The sequence below is a fragment of the Rhodobacter ferrooxidans genome (assembly GCF_000176015.1).
Lineage (GTDB): Bacteria > Pseudomonadota > Alphaproteobacteria > Rhodobacterales > Rhodobacteraceae > Pseudorhodobacter_B > Pseudorhodobacter_B ferrooxidans.
Map to the genome: position 1 here is coordinate 185,847 of NZ_ACYY01000002.1, position 16,897 is coordinate 202,743.

A 16,897-nucleotide genomic window follows, 5' to 3' on the forward strand; every position below is an offset into this window, starting at 1 on the left:
GAGCCTCCGGCGGGGATATTTAAGCAAAGGAGAATGGGCAAGGCAGGGTTTCTTCTCTACGCAAATATCCCCGCCGGAGGCATCCGCCGCATGGTCCCGGATCAGCGGTTGAACACCCGGGTGGGATGCAATTCACCCGCCTTGTAAGTGCCGACGGCCACCGCCTGCCCCTGATAGCTGGCCCAGGCCTCGTCGCCATATCCGGCGTCGGACGCCATCACCATGCCGGGATTGCCGTTGCGCAGCCGGGCGGCACCTTCGGCGGTGGCGGGCAGTTCGGGCAGGTCGGCAAGGCCGATTTCCAGCGGCAGAAGCCAGGCGTCCAGCGCCTCGGTCTTTGCCAATTCGTCCAGCGTTGTCAAACTGATACCCTGTTCGGCATCGAATGGGCCGGACCAGGTGCGGCGCAGATGCTCCACATGGCCAAGGCAGCCCAGCGCGGCGCCCAGATCGCGGGCGATGGCACGCACGTAACCGCCCTTGCCGCAGACCATTTCCAGATCGACATGGTCGGCATCGGGACGGCCGGTCATCTCCAGGCTTTCCACCCACAGGGCGCGCGCGGCGATATCAAACTCCTCGCCATCGCGGGCCAGCGCATAGGCGCGTTCGCCGTCGATCTTCACCGCCGAAAACTGCGGCGGGATCTGCATGATCTCGCCGCGAAACTGCGCCAGCGCCGCAATGATCTGCGCATCGGTCGGGCGCAGCGCCGAGGTGGCGATCACCTCGCCCTCGGCGTCATCGGTGTTGGTGGCCGCCCCCAGCGTCACCCGGAAACGGTAGCATTTCAGCGCGTCGGTGATGTAGGGCACGGTCTTGGTGGCCTCGCCCAAAGCCACCGCCAGCACGCCGGTCGCCGCCGGATCAAGGGTGCCCGCATGCCCGGCCTTGGCGGCGTTGAAGGCCCATTTCACCTTGTTGACCACCGTGGTCGAGCCGATGCCTGCGGGTTTATCGACCACCAGCCAACCCGAAATTGCCCGTCCCTTGGGTTTGCGCGCCATGATCTGCCTTCCGTTGCGAAGCCCGGGTGCTAGCGAAGCCGCGGGGTGCCGTCAACCGGCGGGCACCACGGTGCCGACAATCGGCCCCATCGGCAGGCCCCCGTCATGCCTGCCCAATTCCGGCGCATAAAGCCGCGAGATGTTGCCGTCGAAGTAAAGCGCGTTGGGCAGGTTCAGCCCGTCGCGGAACAGCCGGGCGAATTCGTGGAAGGTCACCGGCTGGTTCGAGATTGCAAACACCGCCGTGGCACCATCGGCACTGACGCCCACGCCGTTGCGAATATAGCGCGAATCCGAATCCGGCAGGAACCGCGGGTGCAGCGCGCCGTCGATCACCAGCATCGGGCCGGATTGGCTGGCCTCGCGGCAGGCGGGCGGGTTTTTGGCAAAGTGGCGCGATTCGATCACCGCAAAATGCTCGGTGATGCACAGCACGCCATTGGGGCGCATGCCGAAATTGCCCGGCCCGGCGGCGGTGATCAGCCGACCGCGCTGCGTGCCCTCCTCGATCAGCAGGCCCACCGGGCTGCGATCCGAGTGATACATCCCGGCGTTCATCGCAAAGCCCAACTGCTGACCGGAGGCCGCAAGGGAGTCGTTCACCTTCAGAAAGCTGCCATAGATCGCACCATCGGCTGCGGTGTGGAACAGCCGCAGGTCCGCGCCCGCCTGCACCTCGCAAACCGTGTAGCTGGCACCATCCTGCTCCATGTCGCGGCAGGCCGCCTGCGCCACAGCCGGGGCCAGCGCCAGAGCGGCGGCCAGAAGGGCGCTACGCCAGCGGGTCATCCGCGTCCGGCTTTGCGGCAATGTCGCGCTGCACCACTTCGTTGGCAAACAGGCGGCGGGTTTCCTCGATCCGGTCAAAGGTCTCGTCGGGCAGGAACCGCAGATCGGGGGTGTGTTTCAGCGTCATCTGCTGACCGATGCGGTGGCGCAGGTCGTATTTGTTGCGCTTCAACGCGGCAATGGCCGCGGCCACATCTCCGCCACCCAGCGGCATCACATAGGCGGTGGCGATCTTCAGATCATTCGACAGCCGCACTTCGCCGACGGTGATCGACATGCGGTTCAGTTCGGGGTCGTGAATCTCGCCGCGGTTCAGCAGATCGGAAAGCGTGCGGCGGATCAGTTCGCCGACGCGAAGCTGCCGTTGAGACGGGCCGGAGGAGGAGCGGTTCTGTGCCATGCGCCCGTTTAGGCGTTTTTGCCGCCCCCCGCAACGGCAGGCTTTGCAGCATGCGCAGGAAGCGGCTAAAGCGGGGGAAACACGCAAAGGGGCGCGGGATGGACAATTTGCCGGGGATCGTGGTGGCCGGGGCGTCGGGCCGGATGGGGCAGATGCTGGTGCGCACGGTGCTGAGTTCGGGCAAGGCGCGGCTGGTTGGTTGTCTTGAACGGCCGGGGCATGGCTGGATTGGCCGGGATATCGGTGAGTGTCTGGGCGGGGCGGCGGTGGGGGTCTTGGTGACCGATGATCCGCTGGCGGCCTTGGCCAAGGCGCAGGCCTTGCTGGATTTCACCGCCCCGGCGGCGACGGTGGCTTTTTCTGGGCTGTGCGCGCAGGCCCGCGCCGTGCATGTAATCGGCACCACCGGGTTGGAGGCGGGCGATATCGCGGCGATCAACCGGGCGGCGCATCATGCGGTGATCGTGCGGGCGGGGAACATGTCCCTCGGCGTGAACCTGCTGGTGCGGCTGACGCAGAAGGTGGCGCAGGCGCTGGATGCCGATTGGGATATCGAGGTGGTCGAGGCGCATCACCGCCGCAAGGTCGATGCGCCCTCGGGCACCGCGCTGATGCTGGGGCAGGCGGCGGCGGACGGGCGCGGGGTGGATCTGGACGCGGTGCGCGATGCGGGGCGCGACGGCATCACCGGGGCGCGGCGGCGCGGCGACATCGGTTTTGCATCGATTCGCGGCGGCGATATCGTGGGCGAGCATGAGGTGATCTTTGCCGCCGATGGCGAGCGCATCGCGCTGCGGCATGTGGCGACCGACCGGGCGATCTTTGCCCGCGGCGCGCTGAAGGCGGCGCTGTGGGGGCAGGGGCAGAAGCCCGGCGCCTATGACATGATGGATGTGTTGGGGCTGTAGCGCGCGCTCATCGGCCCTGTCAGGCCTCTTCGCTGACGATGCGCGACCGTGAGGGAACAAAGAGGGACCGGTCAGAAGTCGATGGCGATGCCCTTCTTCTCCCAATCGCCATAGCGCACCGGTTCCGGGCCGTTGCGGCCACCAAGCTCGGGGGGCAGGGCAGTTTGTGCCTTCTTGCGGCGTTCCTCGGCCTCGGCCAGGGCGCGTTGGGCGGCGGGGGGCAGATCGGCGGCGTCAGACATGGCGGCTTCCTTGTGGCTTCACCCGGCATGATATACCGGGCTTGGGGCAAGGAACAGGGCGGGGTGCGAGGGATGGCGGGCGACAAGCAAAGCGGCGGTCTGGCGGCGCGGGCGGCGGCACTGGCGCTGCTGGAGGCAGTGCTGGAGCAGGGCGCGATGCTGGGGCAGGTGCTGGCCGACCCCGCCGGGCCGCTGACCGGGCTTTCGCCCAGCGACCGGGCGCGGGCGCAGCGGCTGGCTTTGGCGGTTCTTCGGCATATCGAACCCGCCGACCGGGTGCTGAAGCCGCATCTGCGCAAGGAGCCGCCCGAAGCGGTGCGGATTGCGCTGCGGCTGGCGGTGGTCGAACTGGCGGTGGAGCACGCGGCGGCGCATGGGGTGGTGAATGCCGCGGTCAGCCTGATGCGGCTGGGCAAGCGCACCACCCATATGGCCGGGCTGGTGAATGCGGTGCTGCGCAAGGTGGCCGAGGTGCCCGAGCCGTTTGCCGGTCTGCCGCCGCAGCGCCTGCCGTTCTGGCTGCGCAAGCCCTTGGTCGATACCTATGGCCGCGAGCAGGTGGCGGCGATGGAGGCGGTGCAGGCTTTGGCACCGCCGATCGACATATCGGTGAAGCCGGGGGCCGAAGTGGCCATTCCGGGGGCCGAAGCCTTGCCGACCGGCAGCCTGCGTTTGCCGCCGCAAGTGCAGGTATCGAACCTGCCGGGCTTTGCCGAAGGCCAATGGTGGGTGCAGGACGCGGCGGCGGCGCTGGCGGTGGGGCTGCTGGCACCACGCCCGGGCGAGCGGGTGCTGGACCTGTGCGCGGCCCCCGGTGGCAAGACCCTGCAACTGGCCGCGGCGGGGGCTCAGGTGCTGGCGCTGGACATCTCGGCCCCGCGGTTGGTGCGGTTGCGCGACAACCTGGCCCGCTGCGGGTTGGCTGCAGAAGTGGTGGCGGCGGATGCGCTGGTCTGGCAACCCGCGGCGGCGTTTGACGCCATCCTGCTGGATGCGCCCTGTTCGGCCACCGGCACCATACGGCGGCATCCTGACCTGCCCTTTGTCAAGGACGGCTCCGACCTGCCGCAGGTGCTGGCCCTGCAGGCGGCGCTGATCGACCGGGCGCTGGGCTGGCTGAAGCCCGGCGGGCGGCTGGTGTTCTGCACCTGCTCGTTGCTGCCGGATGAAGGCGAGGCGCAACTGGCGGGCGCGCTGGCGCGGCATCCGGGGCTGGTGGTAGAGCGGCCTGATCTGCCGGGGGTGGAGCCTGCATGGATCACCGAAACGGGTGGTTTGCGGCTGCGGCCCGACTATTGGGCAGAGCGTGGCGGCATGGACGGGTTCTTCATGGCGCGGCTGCGGCTTCCCGCGTGAGCGCGGACGCACAGGAATATTCCATCCGACGAAAGCGGCGGTGACAGGCGCGGGGCTTGGCGTTATGCTGGCCAAAGCGACCCGGAAGCGGGCGACGAGCAGCAGTTTGGCAGATAAGGCAGGCAGCGTGATCCGGGACATGCGGTTTTCGGCATGGGGGACGCAGGCGATGAATCGTCTGCACGCCCGGCGTGCGGCCTATGCCCAGCCCGCCACTGGCTTTGTCTATCAGCCCGAACCGCGCAGCATCGGCCTGTTCGCCCGTGGCAAGCAGTTGATTGCCGGGAATTTTCTGTTCGGCGGCCAGTTGATCGAGGCGCCGGGGCTGCGGCTGTGGGATCTGACGATGCCCGGTGCCGATTTTACCGCCGAGGTGCAGGGTTTCGGCTGGCTGGACGATCTGGCGGCGGTGGGCGACGGGGCGGCGCGCACCCGGGCGCAAGACTGGACCTGGGACTGGATCGCCCGCTACGGCAAGGGCCGGGGTCCGGGCTGGACGCCGGATCTGACCGGGCGGCGGCTGATCCGCTGGATCAACCACGCGCTGCTGTTGCTTAGCGGCAAGGGGCGCGAGCCGTCGTTGGCGTTTTACCACTCGCTGTCGCATCAGACCCTGTTCCTGTCGCGGCGCTGGCAGGCGGCCTCGCCCGGTCTGCCGCGGATCGAGGCGCTGACCGGGTTGATCTACGCCGGACTGGCGCTGACCGGGATGGAGGCGCATGTCGGCCCGGCAGCGGCGGCGCTGGCCCGCGATTGCGACGCCGAGGTGGATGCCGAGGGCGGTATTCCCACCCGCAACCCCGAGGAACTGCTGGAGGTTTTTACCCTGCTGACCTGGGCCGCACAGGCGTTGACCGAGGCCGGGCAGCAGGTGTTGCCGGCGCATCTGGCGGCGATGGCGCGGATTGCCCCGACCTTGCGCGCCTTGCGCCATGCCGATGGCGGGCTGGCGCGGTTTCATGGTGGTGGTCGCGGGATGGAGGGGCGGTTGGATCAGGCTTTGGCCAACGCCCCAGGGCGGACCATGCGGCAGGACGGTTTGGCCATGGGCTTTGCCCGGCTGGCGGGCGGGCGCAGCACGGTGATTGTGGATGCAGCCCCACCTCCGGGCGGACGGGCGGGGGCGCAGGCCCATGCCTCGACCCTGGCGTTCGAGCTGACCTCGGGGCGCCGCCCGTTGGTGGTTTCCTGCGGGGCCGGTGCGCCGTTCGGGGCGGATTGGCAACGCGCCAGCCGCGCCACGGCCTCACATTCCACACTGGCGGTGGAGGGCTATTCCTCGTCGCGGCTGGGGGCGTGGAAAGCCGAGGCGCTGGCCGACCGGGCGGGCGTGGTGATCCTGCGGCACGAGGCCGGGCCGGAGGGCAGTCTGCTGGAGGCCGAGCAGGATGGCTGGGTCGCCACCCACGGCCTTTGGCACCGGCGAGAACTGGCGCTGGACCCTGCCGGGCGGCGGCTGGTGGGGGCGGATGCGCTGTTTGCCGACACCCCGGCCGAGCAGAAGCGGTTCGATCTGGCGGCAAAGCTGAAAGGCGTGGGCTATGCCCTGCGGTTCCATTTGCACCCAGATGCCGATGCCGTGCTGGACATGGGCGGCGCTGCGGTGTCGATGGCGCTGAAATCTGGCGAAATCTGGGTGTTCCGCCATGACGGGCAGGCGAAACTGACGCTGGAGCCCTCGGTTTACCTGCAAAAGGGCCGTCTGAAGCCGCGTGCGACAAAACAGATTGTCCTGGCGGGCTCGTTGCAGGATTTTCAGGTGCGGATCGGCTGGACCTTGGCGAAGGCACAGGATACGCCACTGGCAATCCGCGATCTTGACCGGGATGACACCTCGTCCCGCCCCTGAATATTTAGGAGGGACTGCCGAATGACCCACCCCATACATACCAATCTGGTGCCGGTTGGCCGCGCACTTCTGTCGGTGTCCGACAAGTCGGGGCTGCTGGATCTGGCGCGGGCGCTGGCGGCAAGCGGGGTCGAGCTGATCTCGACCGGCGGCACGGCGCAAACCCTGCGCACCGCCGGGCTGAAGGTGCGCGATGTGGCCGAAGTCACCGGTTTCCCCGAGATGATGGATGGGCGGGTGAAAACCCTGCATCCGATGGTGCATGGCGGTTTGCTGGCGCTGCGCGATGATGACGAGCATCTGCTGGCGATGGCCGCACACGGGATCGAGCCGATTGATCTGCTGGTGGTCAACCTTTACCCGTTCGAAGCGACGGTGGCGCGTGGCGGCAGTTATGCCGATTGCATCGAGAATATCGACATCGGCGGCCCGGCGATGATCCGGGCGGCGGCGAAGAACCACCGTTTCGTCAACGTCGTCACCGATCCGCAGGATTATGCGGCGCTGTTGGCCGAACTGGCGCAGAACGATGGCGCCACCTCGCTGGCGTTCCGCCAGAAGCTGGCGCTGACTGCCTATGCCCGCACCGCGGCCTATGATGCGGCGGTTTCGACCTGGATGGCCGGGGCGTTGAACGAACCGGCACCGCGCCGCCGCGCCTTTGCCGGCAAGCTGGCGCAGACCCTGCGCTATGGCGAAAACCCGCATCAGGCGGCGGCGTTCTATCTGGATGGTTCCAACCGCCCCGGCGTGGCCACCGCCAAGCAATGGCAGGGCAAGGAGCTTTCCTACAACAACATCAACGACACCGATGCGGCCTTCGAACTGGTGGCCGAGTTCGACCCGGCGCAGGGCCCGGCCTGTGCCGTCATCAAGCACGCCAACCCCTGCGGTGTGGCGCGCGGGGCGACGCTGGCCGAGGCTTACAGCCGAGCCTATGACTGCGACCGCACCTCGGCGTTTGGTGGCATCGTGGCGTTGAACATGCCGCTGGATGGCGCCACGGCGGAAAAGATTGCCGAGATATTCACCGAAGTGGTGATCGCCCCCGGTGCCGATGCCGATGCCATGGCGATCTTTGCCAAAAAGAAGAACCTGCGGCTGCTGACCACGGCGGGTCTGCCCGATCCGCGGGCGGGCGGGTTGACCTTCCGGCAGGTGGCGGGCGGCTTTCTGGTGCAGGACCGTGACAACGGCCATATCTCTGCTGCCGACCTGAAGGTGGTGACCAAACGCGCGCCGACGCCTGCCGAGATTGCCGACCTGCTGTTTGCCTGGAACGTCGCCAAGCATGTAAAATCCAACGCCATCGTCTATGTGAAGGATGGCGCCACGGTCGGCGTCGGTGCCGGGCAGATGAGCCGGGTCGATAGCACCCGCATCGCCGCGCGCAAATCCGAAGACATGGCCGAGGCTTTGGGGCTGGCAAAACCGCTGACCTTTGGCGCGGTGGTGGCTTCGGACGCGTTCTTCCCGTTTGCCGATGGCTTGCTGGCGGCGGCGGCGGCGGGTGCCACGGCGATCATCCAGCCGGGTGGGTCGATGCGCGACGACGAGGTGATTGCCGCAGCGGATGCGGCCGGTCTGGCCATGGTGTTCACCGGCCAGCGGCATTTCCGGCACTGACATGCGGCGGGTGGCCCTCATCGCGCTGCTGACGTTTCTGCTGGATCAGGCCAGCAAGATCGCCGTGGTCTGGGGCCTGAACCTGGCCGAACGCGGCGAGATTGACGTGGTGCCGCCTTACCTTTCGTTTCACATGGCCTGGAACCGCGGTGTGAACTTCGGCCTTGGCTCCAGCACCGGCGATCTGATGCGCTGGGTGCTGGTGGCGCTGGCGCTTGGCATCTCGGCCTGGGTCTGGCGCTGGATCGCGCGCGAGGGGCATGGGCCGTGGGCGCGGGCCTCGGCGGGGCTCTTGATCGGTGGCGCGCTGGGCAATGTGGTCGATCGGCTGGCCTATGGCGCGGTGGCGGATTTTCTGAACATGTCCTGCTGTGGCATTGAAAACCCTTATGCTTTCAACGTGGCCGACATCGCGATTTTCCTTGGCGCGGTGGGGCTGGTGCTGTTCACCGCAGAGTCGCCAAAGCCGCGGTCGGGGCGGCGAAAGACCCCGTGACGGCGCGCAAGCTTTGCGCTAAAGACTAGGCATTGGTTCGGGAGACGAAGTATGCGGGCAGCAAGAGGGGCCTTGTTGATCACGGCGGCAGCGCTTTTCGTGCTGGCGGGTTGCAGCAAGAAAGAGCCATTGCTGATGAACCTGCGCTCCACCGGCAACGGACCGGACGAGTTCTCGATTCTGCCGCCCAAGCCGTTGGAAATGCCCGAAGACCTTGCCGCCTTGCCAACACCGGAGGTGGGCGGCGTGTCGCGCACCGACCCAAATCCCTTCGACGACGCCATTGTGGCACTGGGCGGCAATCCGCAGGTGTCGCGCGGGGTTCCGGCCTCGGATGGGGCGTTGGTCAACCACGCCCGCCGCAACGGTGTCGAGGCCGGGATTCGGCAGACGCTGGCCGCCGAAGACCTGGAATGGCGCCGCAGCCATGACGGCCGCCTGCTGGAACGGTTGTTCAATGTGACGGTGTATTTCCGCGCCTACGAAAAGATGTCGCTGGATCAGCATGCCGAACTGGCGCGCTGGCGTCGGGCAGGCGTGGGCAACCCCTCGGCCCCGCCCGAGGCGACAAGGTAAGCCTTCGTTCACTTAAGCGTCACCCGGCTTGACCCCGGCAGCCCTGTGGGTAGCTATGGGATGTGACGCCAGCGGAGTGACAGATGTTTCCGAATGAATTGCGCGGCCTGTGCCTTGGTGCTGCTTTATCCCTTGGGTTTTCGCTTGCAGCGCAGGCAGATACCGTCACCGACTTCACCCTGAAGAACGGCATGCAGGTGGTGGTGATCGAGGATCACCGCGCCCCGGTGGTGGTGCATATGGTGTGGTATCGCGTGGGGGCGGCGGATGAACCGGCCGGCCATTCCGGCATCGCGCATTTCTTTGAACACCTGATGTTCAAGGGCACCGACGATGTGAAGCCGGGCGAGTTTTCCGCCATCATCGAGGCGCAGGGCGGCAGCGACAACGCCTTCACCAGTTGGGATTACACCGCCTATTTCCAGCGCGTCGCCGCCGACCGGCTGGACCTGATGATGACGCTGGAGGCTGACCGGATGCGCGATCTGGCGCTGACCGATGATCTGGTGGCCACCGAACGCGGCGTGATCCTTGAAGAACGCAGCCAGCGCACCGACAGCGATCCCGGCGCGCTGTTGCAGGAACAGGCGCGGGCGGCGCAGTATCTGAACCACCCTTACGGCATCCCGGTCATCGGCTGGCGGCACGAGATCGAGGCGTTGAACAAGACCGATGCGCTGGCGTTCTATCAGACCTATTACGCCCCCAACAACGCCGTGCTGGTGGTGGCGGGTGACGTGGTGCCTGCCGCAGTCAAGGTCTTGGCGGAAAAGCATTATGGCGTGTTGCAGCCGACCCCCGGCCTTGGCCCGCGCATCCGCCCCGTCGAGCCTGCGCAACTGGCCGAACGCCGCCTGAGCATGGCCGATGCGCGGGTGTCGGAGCCCTACCTTTCCCGCAGCTATCTGGCGCCACGGCGGCAAAGCGGCGCGCAGGCGCAGGCGGCGGCGTTGACCTATCTGGCCGAATTGCTGGGCGGGGCGGGCACCACCTCGGTGCTGGCCAAGGCGCTGCAGTTCGAAGATCCGAAGGCGGTCTATGCCTCGGCCTATTACGATGGCACGGCGCTGGATTCCGGCACTTTCAGCCTGGTGGTGATGCCGCTGCCCGGCGTGGCGCTGGCCGATGCCGAGGCGGCGATGGATGCGGTGCTGGAAAAGTTCCTGCAAGACGGCATCGACCCCGCCGCCTTTGCCCGGCTGAAGACCCAGATGAAGGCGGCCGAAATCTATGCCCGCGACGATGTGCAGGGCCTGGCGCAGCGCTATGGCGAGGCGCTGACCACCGGGCTGAACGTGGCCGATGTGCAGGAATGGCCTGCGGTGTTGCAGGCGGTGACGCCCGAGGATGTGATGGCCGCTGCGCGCGAGGTGCTGGATCGGCGGCAGGCGGTGACCAGCTGGCTGTTGCAGGAGGCGGCGCAATGAACATGCTGAAACTGGCGCTGGCCTTCGTGCTGTTCGCCCTGCCGCTGCGGGCCGAGATCGCGATACAGGACGTGGTTTCCCCCGGCGGCATCCATGCCTGGCTGGTGCAGGAGCCCGGCATCCCCTTCACCGCGCTGGAAATTCGCTTTCGCGGCGGCACTGCTCTGGATGCCCCCGGCAAGCGCGGGGCGGTCAACCTGATGACGGCGTTGATCGAGGAAGGCACCGGCGAGATGGACTCGCAAGCCTTCGCCGCCGCCCGCGACGCGCTGGCCGCCGAGATGAGCTTTCGCGCCGGGCCAGAGCAGGTCTCGGTCTCGGCGCGTTTCCTGACCGAAAACCGCGATGCGGCGGTCGATCTGTTGCGGCAGGCGCTAGTTTCGCCGCGCTTCGACCAGCCGTCGTTGGACCGGGTGCGCGGGCAGGTGCTGTCGAACATCCGCGCCGATGCCAAGGATCCGGGGGCGATGGCCGGGCGCATTTTCAACGCCGCGGCTTTCGGTGCCCATCCCTACGGCAGTTCCGGCGATGGCACTGAAGACTCGGTAACCGCGCTGACCCGCGACGACATTCTGGCGGCGCACAAGGGCGCGCTGGCCCGCGACCGCATCTATGTGGCGGCGGTGGGTGACATTGATGCCGCCCAACTGGGCGCGCTGCTGGATCATCTGCTGGGCGATCTGCCGACCACCGGGGCACCATTGCCCACCCGCGCCGATTATGCACTGGCCGGTGGCGTCACCGTGCAGGATTTCCCGGTGCCGCAATCGGTGGTTCTGTTCGGCCATCAGGGCATCAAGCGCGACGACCCGGATTTCTTTGCCGCCTTCATCGCCAATGAAATCCTGGGCGGTGACCGCTTCTCGTCGCGGCTGATGAGCGAATTGCGCGAAAAGCGCGGGCTGACCTATGGCGTCGGCACCTACCTTGCGCCGATGGATCAGGCCGAACTGGTGCTGGGGCAGTTTTCGTCGGACAACAGCACCGTGGCACAGGCGATTGATCTGGTGCGCCAGCAATGGGCCGATGTCGCCGCCAATGGCGTGACCGAGGCGGAACTGGCCGATGCCAAGACCTATCTGACCGGCGCCTATCCGTTGCGGTTTGACGGCAACGGCCCGATTGCCAACATCCTGGTCGGCATGCAGATGCAGGGCCTGCCGATCGACTATTCCGCCACCCGCAACGACAAGATCAACGCCGTGACGCTGGCCGAGGTGAAGCGGGTTGTGGCGGGGTTGTTCAAGCCCGAGGCGCTGCATTTCGTGGTGGTTGGGCAGCCGGTCGGGGTGGCTACCGGAAACTAGCCTAGCTGTGGCCGAATCTCTGCGGCCATGCTAAAACTGGTGGCATGATGCTGGATGCCCACAACATAGGCCGCTCGCGCCCTGCCAACCCGCCGGTGATCCGGCAGTTGGACGAAGCCGCAATCAACCGCATTGCGGCGGGCGAGGTGGTCGAACGTCCGGCCTCGGCGGTAAAGGAACTGGTGGAAAACGCGCTGGATGCCGGGGCCTTGCGCATCGGCATCGACGTGGCGGATGGCGGCAAGACCCTGATCCGGGTCAGCGACGATGGCTGTGGCATGACGGCGGCCGACCTGCCGCTGGCGCTGTCGCGGCACGCCACGTCGAAGATCGACGGCTCTGACCTTCTGAACATCCACTCCTTCGGTTTTCGCGGCGAGGCTTTGCCCAGCCTTGGCGCCGTGGGCCGCCTGACCCTGACCTCGCGTGCGGCGGGGGCAGAGGCTGCCACGCTGTCGGTCGAAGGCGGGCGGATGGCGGCGGTGCGTCCGGCGGCGCTGACCCGCGGCACGGTGGTCGAATTGCGCGATCTGTTCTTTGCCACCCCGGCGCGGCTGAAGTTCATGCGCACCGACCGGGCCGAGATGCAGGCGATTGCCGATGTGGTGAAACGGCTGGCGCTGGCACAGCCGCAGGTCGGCTTTACCCTGCGCGATGTGTCGGGCGGCGAGGGGCGGCTGTTGTTCCGCGCCGACCCCGAGCCGGGCGATTTCTTCGATGCCTTGCATGGCCGGGTGGCCCGGGTGCTGGGCGCCGATTTTGCCGAAAACGCCCTGCGGATCGACGTGGCACATGATGGGTTGCGGCTGTTGGGCTATGCCGCCCTGCCGACCTATTCGCGCGGCTCGTCGGTGGCGCAGTTCCTGTTCGTCAACAGCCGCCCGGTGCTGGACCGGCAGTTGTTCGGCGCGCTGCGGGCGGGTTACATGGATGTCCTTAGCCGCGACCGGCACCCTGCGGCGGTGCTGAACCTGCAATGCGACCCGCAGCAGGTGGATGTGAACGTCCACCCCGCCAAGGCCGAGGTGCGGTTTCGGGAACCGGCCTTGGTGCGCGGGCTGGTGGTGTCGGGCCTGCGGCAGGCCTTGGCGGCGGCGGGGCATCGCGCCTCGACCACCGTGGCGGGCGAAACCCTGACCGCCTTCCGCCCGGAACCCCGCATCTACCAGATGGACCGCCCGTCGCAGCCGACGCTGGCGCAGGCGTTGCACTGGCAGGCGCCCGGGTTTGCCGAAGCCCCGCAGGCCCGCTTCGAAGAGCAAGCGCCCGCGAGCGATGAGCCCCCTCGCCCGCTGGGGGCCGCCAAGGCGCAACTGCACGAGAATTACATCATCGCCCAGACCGCCAGCGGCATGGTGATCGTCGATCAGCATGCGGCGCACGAACGGCTGGTCTATCAGCGGCTGAAAGCGCAGCGCGACAGCAGCGGCATTGCCGCGCAAGCCCTGCTGATCCCGGAAATCGTCTCCCTTTCCCCTGCCGATGCCAGCCGCCTGCTGGATGCCGCCGCCGATCTGGCCGCCCTCGGGCTGGTGATCGAACCCTTCGGCGGCAATGCCGTGGCGGTGCGCGAAACCCCCGCCATTCTGGGCCGGGTCGATGCGCAGGCGCTGCTGCGCGACATTCTGGACGATCTGGCAGACCTTGGCGACAGCACGCGGGTGCAGGCGCGGATGGATGCGGTGCTGTCGCGCATGGCCTGTCACGGCTCGGTCCGCTCGGGCCGCCAGATGCGCGCCGAAGAGATGAACGCGCTGCTGCGCGAGATGGAGGCGACGCCGCTTTCCGGCCAGTGCAACCATGGTCGCCCGACCTATGTCGAGCTCAAGCTGGCCGATATCGAGCGATTGTTTGGCCGCCGATGATCCGTATTCAGGGCCAGGATTATGCGTGGAACGACCCCTGGGTGCTGGGCATCGCGGGGGCAGTGGTGGTGCTGGTGCTGCTGGGGCTGATCTTACGGGCAGCGGCGCGCTCGGGGCAGATGGCGGCGCCAATGCTGCGCGAACTGGGCTGGCTGGGCCAGCGGGTGCAGATGCTGTCGGATGGGCAGGAACGGCTGGCGGGCGGCTTGCAGCATGTGTCGGAAACCCAGGCGGTCAGCCAAAGCGCCATGTTGCAGGTGATGGAACAGCGGCTGGCCGAGGTGCAGCGGGCGATGGGCGAAAGCCTGACCGGCACCAGCATGCGCACGGCGCGCAGCTTGGGTGATCTGCAACAGCGGCTGGAGACCATTGACAAGGCTCAGGCCAATATCGAAAAACTGTCCGGCAACGTCTTGTCGTTGCAGGATATTCTTTCCAACAAGCAGACCCGCGGTGCCTTTGGCGAAATCCAGTTGCACGACATTGTGCTGAAGGCCTTGCCCGCCGACGCCTACACCATGCAGGCCACGCTTTCGAACGGCCGGCGGGCCGACTGTCTGGTGCATCTGCCCAACCCGCCCGGGCCGATCGTGATCGACGCCAAATTCCCGCTGGAGGCTTACGAGGCCCTGCGCCGCGCCACCACCCCGCAGGCCTTGCAGGAGGCCGCGCGGGCCTTCCGCACCTCGGTTCGCGCCCATATCAAGGCGATTGCCGAGCGCTATATTCTGGACGGCGAAACCGCGGATGGCGCGCTGATGTTCCTGCCCTCGGAATCGGTCTATGCCGAATTGCACAGCAATTTCCCCGATCTGGTGCGCGAGGGTTTTGCGGTGAAGGTCTGGATCGTGTCGCCCACCACCTGCATGGCGACGCTGAACACCATGCGCGCGGTGCTGAAGGATGCGCGGATGCGCGAGCAGGCCGGGGCGATCCGGCGCGAGCTGGGCGAGCTTTACAAGGATGTCGAACGGCTGGGGCTGCGGGTGGAAAATCTGGATCGCCACTTCGGGCTGGCGGTGAAGGATATCGAGGAAATCAAGGTGTCGTCCGACAAGGCCGCAAGGCGGGCGCGGCGGCTGGACAACTTCGATTTCGAGGAACTCGCGCCGGATGTCGCGGTGCCCTTGGTCGGCGGGCAGGCGGCGGAATGAGGCATCTGACCGTTTCGGATTACCGCGAGATGCCTTGGGCCAATGGCCGTGGCAAGACCGTGGAACTGCTGCGGGTCGAGGATGCGCAGGGCTTGCTTTACCGGCTGTCGATGGCCGCGGTGGTCGAGGACGGGCCGTTTTCCATCTTCCCCGGCATCGAGCGCAATCTGACCGTGATCATGGGGCCGGGGTTTGATCTGGTTGGCGAGGGCATTGCGCTACGGGCGCTGGCCTTGGTGCCGGTGGCGTTTCCCGGCGATGTGGCGGTGCGGGCGGTGGGCACCGCTGGCGCGCAATCGGACGATTTCAACGTGATGACCGCACGCCGCCTGCCCAAGCCGCAGGTCACGGTGGAACATGACGGCTCAAAGCTGGCGGCGGGCGGCACCTTGTGCCTGTTCGCGCTGGGGCCGGTGGCGGTGAACGGCGTGGCGATGGCGCGGCATGATCTGATCCTCACCGAAGGCCCCGCCACCGTCACGGGCCGCTGGCCGGTGATCGCGGTGCGGCTGGCGGTTTAAATCCGCAGGAACGGCTGCGCCAGCCGCGGGATCAGCCCGGAAAAGCGCAACGGCGCGTCGGTGGCGGCAAGGCAGATGCAATCCATCCCGGCCTCGGCCACCGGCGTATGATCCAGATCCTCGTTGGCAATCTCCAGATCGCCCGGACCAAAGCGCGAGGTGCTGTCGGAAAACGCGCCTTGCAGCACCAGCGTCAGTTCGATGCCGCGGTGGCCGTGGTCGGGCACGCCATGGCCTGCGGGGATATAGAGCAGCCGCGCGGTGGCCAGCTTGTCGGTGGTCAGGATCGCCTGCCGCACGCCCATGCCCAAGGGCTTCCACTGCACCGCCGACAGATCGCCGCCGACATAATCGCGCAAGGGCGCCGGGAACAACCCCTTGGCCGCCAAGCGCGGCGCGGGCGTGGGCCGGGCCAGCCGGGCAAGGCAGGCTTCGAAACTGCCAGCGTCCATCGCCACCGACCCGGCATCCTGCAACAGCGCGCCCCCCACCGCCTCGCAGGCGGCCAGTTGGGCGCGGCAGTCGTCGCACAAGGAAAGATGCGTCGCCAGCACCAGGTTGAACGCCTCCGGCAGGGTTCCGGCGGCATAGGCCATCAGCATCGGTTCGGAGATATGGTGGTTCATCGTCATGGCAATGCTCTCAGCTCATGTGGTGGCGCAAGCGGTCCAGCGCCAGACGGATACGGGATTTGATGGTGCCCAAGGGCAGGCCGGTTTCCTGCGCAATCTCGGAGTGCGACAGATCCCCGAAATAGGCCCGCTCGATCAGGGCGCGCTGCTTTTCCGGCAGTTGCGCCAAGGCGGCGCCCAGCCGGGCGGTTTCCTGCGCCATTTCAAGCGCGTCCTGCTGGTCGGGCTCGGCCTCCGGGCCCCAGGGCAGGTCTTCGGGCTCGGGGCGGCGCGATTTGCGAAGCGCGTCGATCCGGCGGTTGCGGGCGATGGTGAACACCCAGGTCGCCACCGAGGCGCGCGCGGGGTCAAACAGATGCGCCTTCTGCCAGACCGTCGCCATCACGTCCTGCGCACATTCCTCGGCCAGCGCCGCCGAGGCGCCGGATTTCATCAGAAAGCCCTTGATGCGCGGCGCGAAATGCCGGAACAGCAGCGCAAAGGCGGCGCGGTCTTGCGTGTCGCGCACCTGGCCCAGCAGGGCCGTCCAGTCGGTTTCGGCTTGTGGTTCGCTCACCCGGCCTGCTTCCTTCCGATGCTGCACCAATACCGGCACCCCAGCATAGACTGCCGGGGACCGGGGTGCATCCTGAAACGTGGGGGACAGAGTGTTTTGCATCATGGCATTTCTACGCGGGCCAAGTCGGGTTGGATCACCCCGCTTTGCATTTTCCCGGCAGCGCAAGACTGATCCATCCCGCTG

17 protein-coding genes are annotated in these 16,897 nt (G+C 67.2%); 11 read left to right on the forward strand and 6 right to left on the reverse strand.

Features of this window, described 5'->3' with window-relative positions; all coding sequences use genetic code 11:
* Positions 1–101: 101 nt before the first annotated feature.
* Genes truB through rbfA form a run of 3 tightly spaced genes read right to left on the reverse strand, consistent with a single transcriptional unit; the run spans position 102 to position 2,196 of the window.
* Positions 102–1,007: a tRNA pseudouridine(55) synthase TruB gene (gene truB, locus RSW2DRAFT_RS02410; RefSeq protein ID WP_008027691.1), complete on the reverse strand. Its 906-nt coding sequence runs from the start codon at positions 1,005–1,007 to the stop codon at positions 102–104.
* Positions 1,008–1,058: 51 nt separating this feature from the next.
* The gene (locus RSW2DRAFT_RS02415; RefSeq protein WP_008027693.1) at positions 1,059–1,796 is read right to left on the reverse strand and encodes a phosphodiester glycosidase family protein; all 738 of its coding nucleotides are present in this window, start codon (positions 1,794–1,796) and stop codon (positions 1,059–1,061) included.
* Positions 1,780–2,196 (reverse strand): 30S ribosome-binding factor RbfA, encoded by a 417-nt coding sequence (gene rbfA / locus RSW2DRAFT_RS02420; RefSeq protein WP_008027695.1) that lies wholly within the window; start codon positions 2,194–2,196, stop codon positions 1,780–1,782. The genes RSW2DRAFT_RS02415 and rbfA overlap by 17 nt, the downstream gene beginning before the upstream one ends.
* A 98-nt stretch (positions 2,197–2,294) precedes the next feature.
* Here rbfA and dapB point away from each other — a divergent pair, with 98 nt between their 5' ends.
* Positions 2,295–3,104: a 4-hydroxy-tetrahydrodipicolinate reductase gene (gene dapB, locus RSW2DRAFT_RS02425; RefSeq protein WP_008027697.1), complete on the forward strand. Its 810-nt coding sequence runs from the start codon at positions 2,295–2,297 to the stop codon at positions 3,102–3,104.
* Between the two features lie 71 nt (positions 3,105–3,175).
* On the opposite strand, the gene RSW2DRAFT_RS02430 is transcribed toward dapB, so the two are convergent.
* Positions 3,176–3,346 (reverse strand): DUF1674 domain-containing protein, encoded by a 171-nt coding sequence (locus tag RSW2DRAFT_RS02430; RefSeq protein WP_008027699.1) that lies wholly within the window; start codon positions 3,344–3,346, stop codon positions 3,176–3,178.
* Between the two features lie 72 nt (positions 3,347–3,418).
* Between RSW2DRAFT_RS02430 and RSW2DRAFT_RS02435 the strand changes: the two genes are divergently transcribed.
* The 10 genes from RSW2DRAFT_RS02435 (at position 3,419) to RSW2DRAFT_RS17065 (ending at position 15,523) form a co-directional block, all read left to right on the forward strand.
* On the forward strand, positions 3,419–4,702 hold the full coding sequence (locus RSW2DRAFT_RS02435) for an RsmB/NOP family class I SAM-dependent RNA methyltransferase (protein ID WP_008027702.1): 1,284 nt from the start codon (positions 3,419–3,421) through the stop codon (positions 4,700–4,702).
* Between the two features lie 169 nt (positions 4,703–4,871).
* Complete coding sequence (locus tag RSW2DRAFT_RS02440; protein ID WP_008027705.1) at positions 4,872–6,551, forward strand: heparinase II/III family protein; 1,680 nt, start codon at positions 4,872–4,874, stop codon at positions 6,549–6,551.
* Between the two features lie 21 nt (positions 6,552–6,572).
* Positions 6,573–8,177 (forward strand): bifunctional phosphoribosylaminoimidazolecarboxamide formyltransferase/IMP cyclohydrolase, encoded by a 1,605-nt coding sequence (purH, locus tag RSW2DRAFT_RS02445; RefSeq protein ID WP_008027707.1) that lies wholly within the window; start codon positions 6,573–6,575, stop codon positions 8,175–8,177.
* A 1-nt stretch (position 8,178) separates the two neighbouring features.
* Entirely contained in the window at positions 8,179–8,673 is a 495-nt protein-coding gene (gene lspA, locus RSW2DRAFT_RS02450; protein WP_008027711.1) for a signal peptidase II, read from the forward strand.
* 51 nt (positions 8,674–8,724) lie between these two features.
* On the forward strand, positions 8,725–9,249 hold the full coding sequence (locus RSW2DRAFT_RS02455; RefSeq protein ID WP_008027714.1) for a DUF3035 domain-containing protein: 525 nt from the start codon (positions 8,725–8,727) through the stop codon (positions 9,247–9,249).
* Positions 9,250–9,332: 83 nt separating this feature from the next.
* Positions 9,333–10,676, forward strand: coding sequence for a M16 family metallopeptidase (locus tag RSW2DRAFT_RS02460; RefSeq protein WP_008027716.1), 1,344 nt, complete (start codon positions 9,333–9,335; stop codon positions 10,674–10,676).
* Positions 10,673–11,983, forward strand: coding sequence for a M16 family metallopeptidase (locus RSW2DRAFT_RS02465; protein WP_008027718.1), 1,311 nt, complete (start codon positions 10,673–10,675; stop codon positions 11,981–11,983). Before RSW2DRAFT_RS02460 ends, RSW2DRAFT_RS02465 begins: the two co-directional genes overlap by 4 nt.
* A gap of 47 nt (positions 11,984–12,030) precedes the next feature.
* Positions 12,031–13,848, forward strand: a complete 1,818-nt coding sequence (gene mutL / locus RSW2DRAFT_RS02470; RefSeq protein ID WP_008027720.1) for a DNA mismatch repair endonuclease MutL — start codon at positions 12,031–12,033, stop codon at positions 13,846–13,848.
* Positions 13,845–15,002 carry a DNA recombination protein RmuC gene (locus tag RSW2DRAFT_RS02475; protein ID WP_008027722.1) on the forward strand — a complete coding sequence of 386 codons (1,158 nt, stop codon included), beginning with the start codon at positions 13,845–13,847 and terminating at the stop codon, positions 15,000–15,002. The genes mutL and RSW2DRAFT_RS02475 overlap by 4 nt, the downstream gene beginning before the upstream one ends.
* Positions 14,999–15,523: a HutD/Ves family protein gene (locus RSW2DRAFT_RS17065; protein ID WP_008027724.1), complete on the forward strand. Its 525-nt coding sequence runs from the start codon at positions 14,999–15,001 to the stop codon at positions 15,521–15,523. The genes RSW2DRAFT_RS02475 and RSW2DRAFT_RS17065 overlap by 4 nt, the downstream gene beginning before the upstream one ends.
* On the opposite strand, the gene RSW2DRAFT_RS02485 is transcribed toward RSW2DRAFT_RS17065, so the two are convergent.
* Together RSW2DRAFT_RS02485 and RSW2DRAFT_RS02490 are read right to left on the reverse strand one after the other, a co-directional pair.
* Positions 15,520–16,155, reverse strand: coding sequence for a ChrR family anti-sigma-E factor (locus tag RSW2DRAFT_RS02485; RefSeq protein WP_008027725.1), 636 nt, complete (start codon positions 16,153–16,155; stop codon positions 15,520–15,522). The two genes, RSW2DRAFT_RS17065 and RSW2DRAFT_RS02485, sit on opposite strands and share 4 nt — an antisense overlap.
* Positions 16,156–16,165: 10 nt before the next feature.
* Positions 16,166–16,711: a sigma-70 family RNA polymerase sigma factor gene (locus tag RSW2DRAFT_RS02490; RefSeq protein WP_008027727.1), complete on the reverse strand. Its 546-nt coding sequence runs from the start codon at positions 16,709–16,711 to the stop codon at positions 16,166–16,168.
* Between the last annotated feature and the right edge of the window lie 186 nt (positions 16,712–16,897).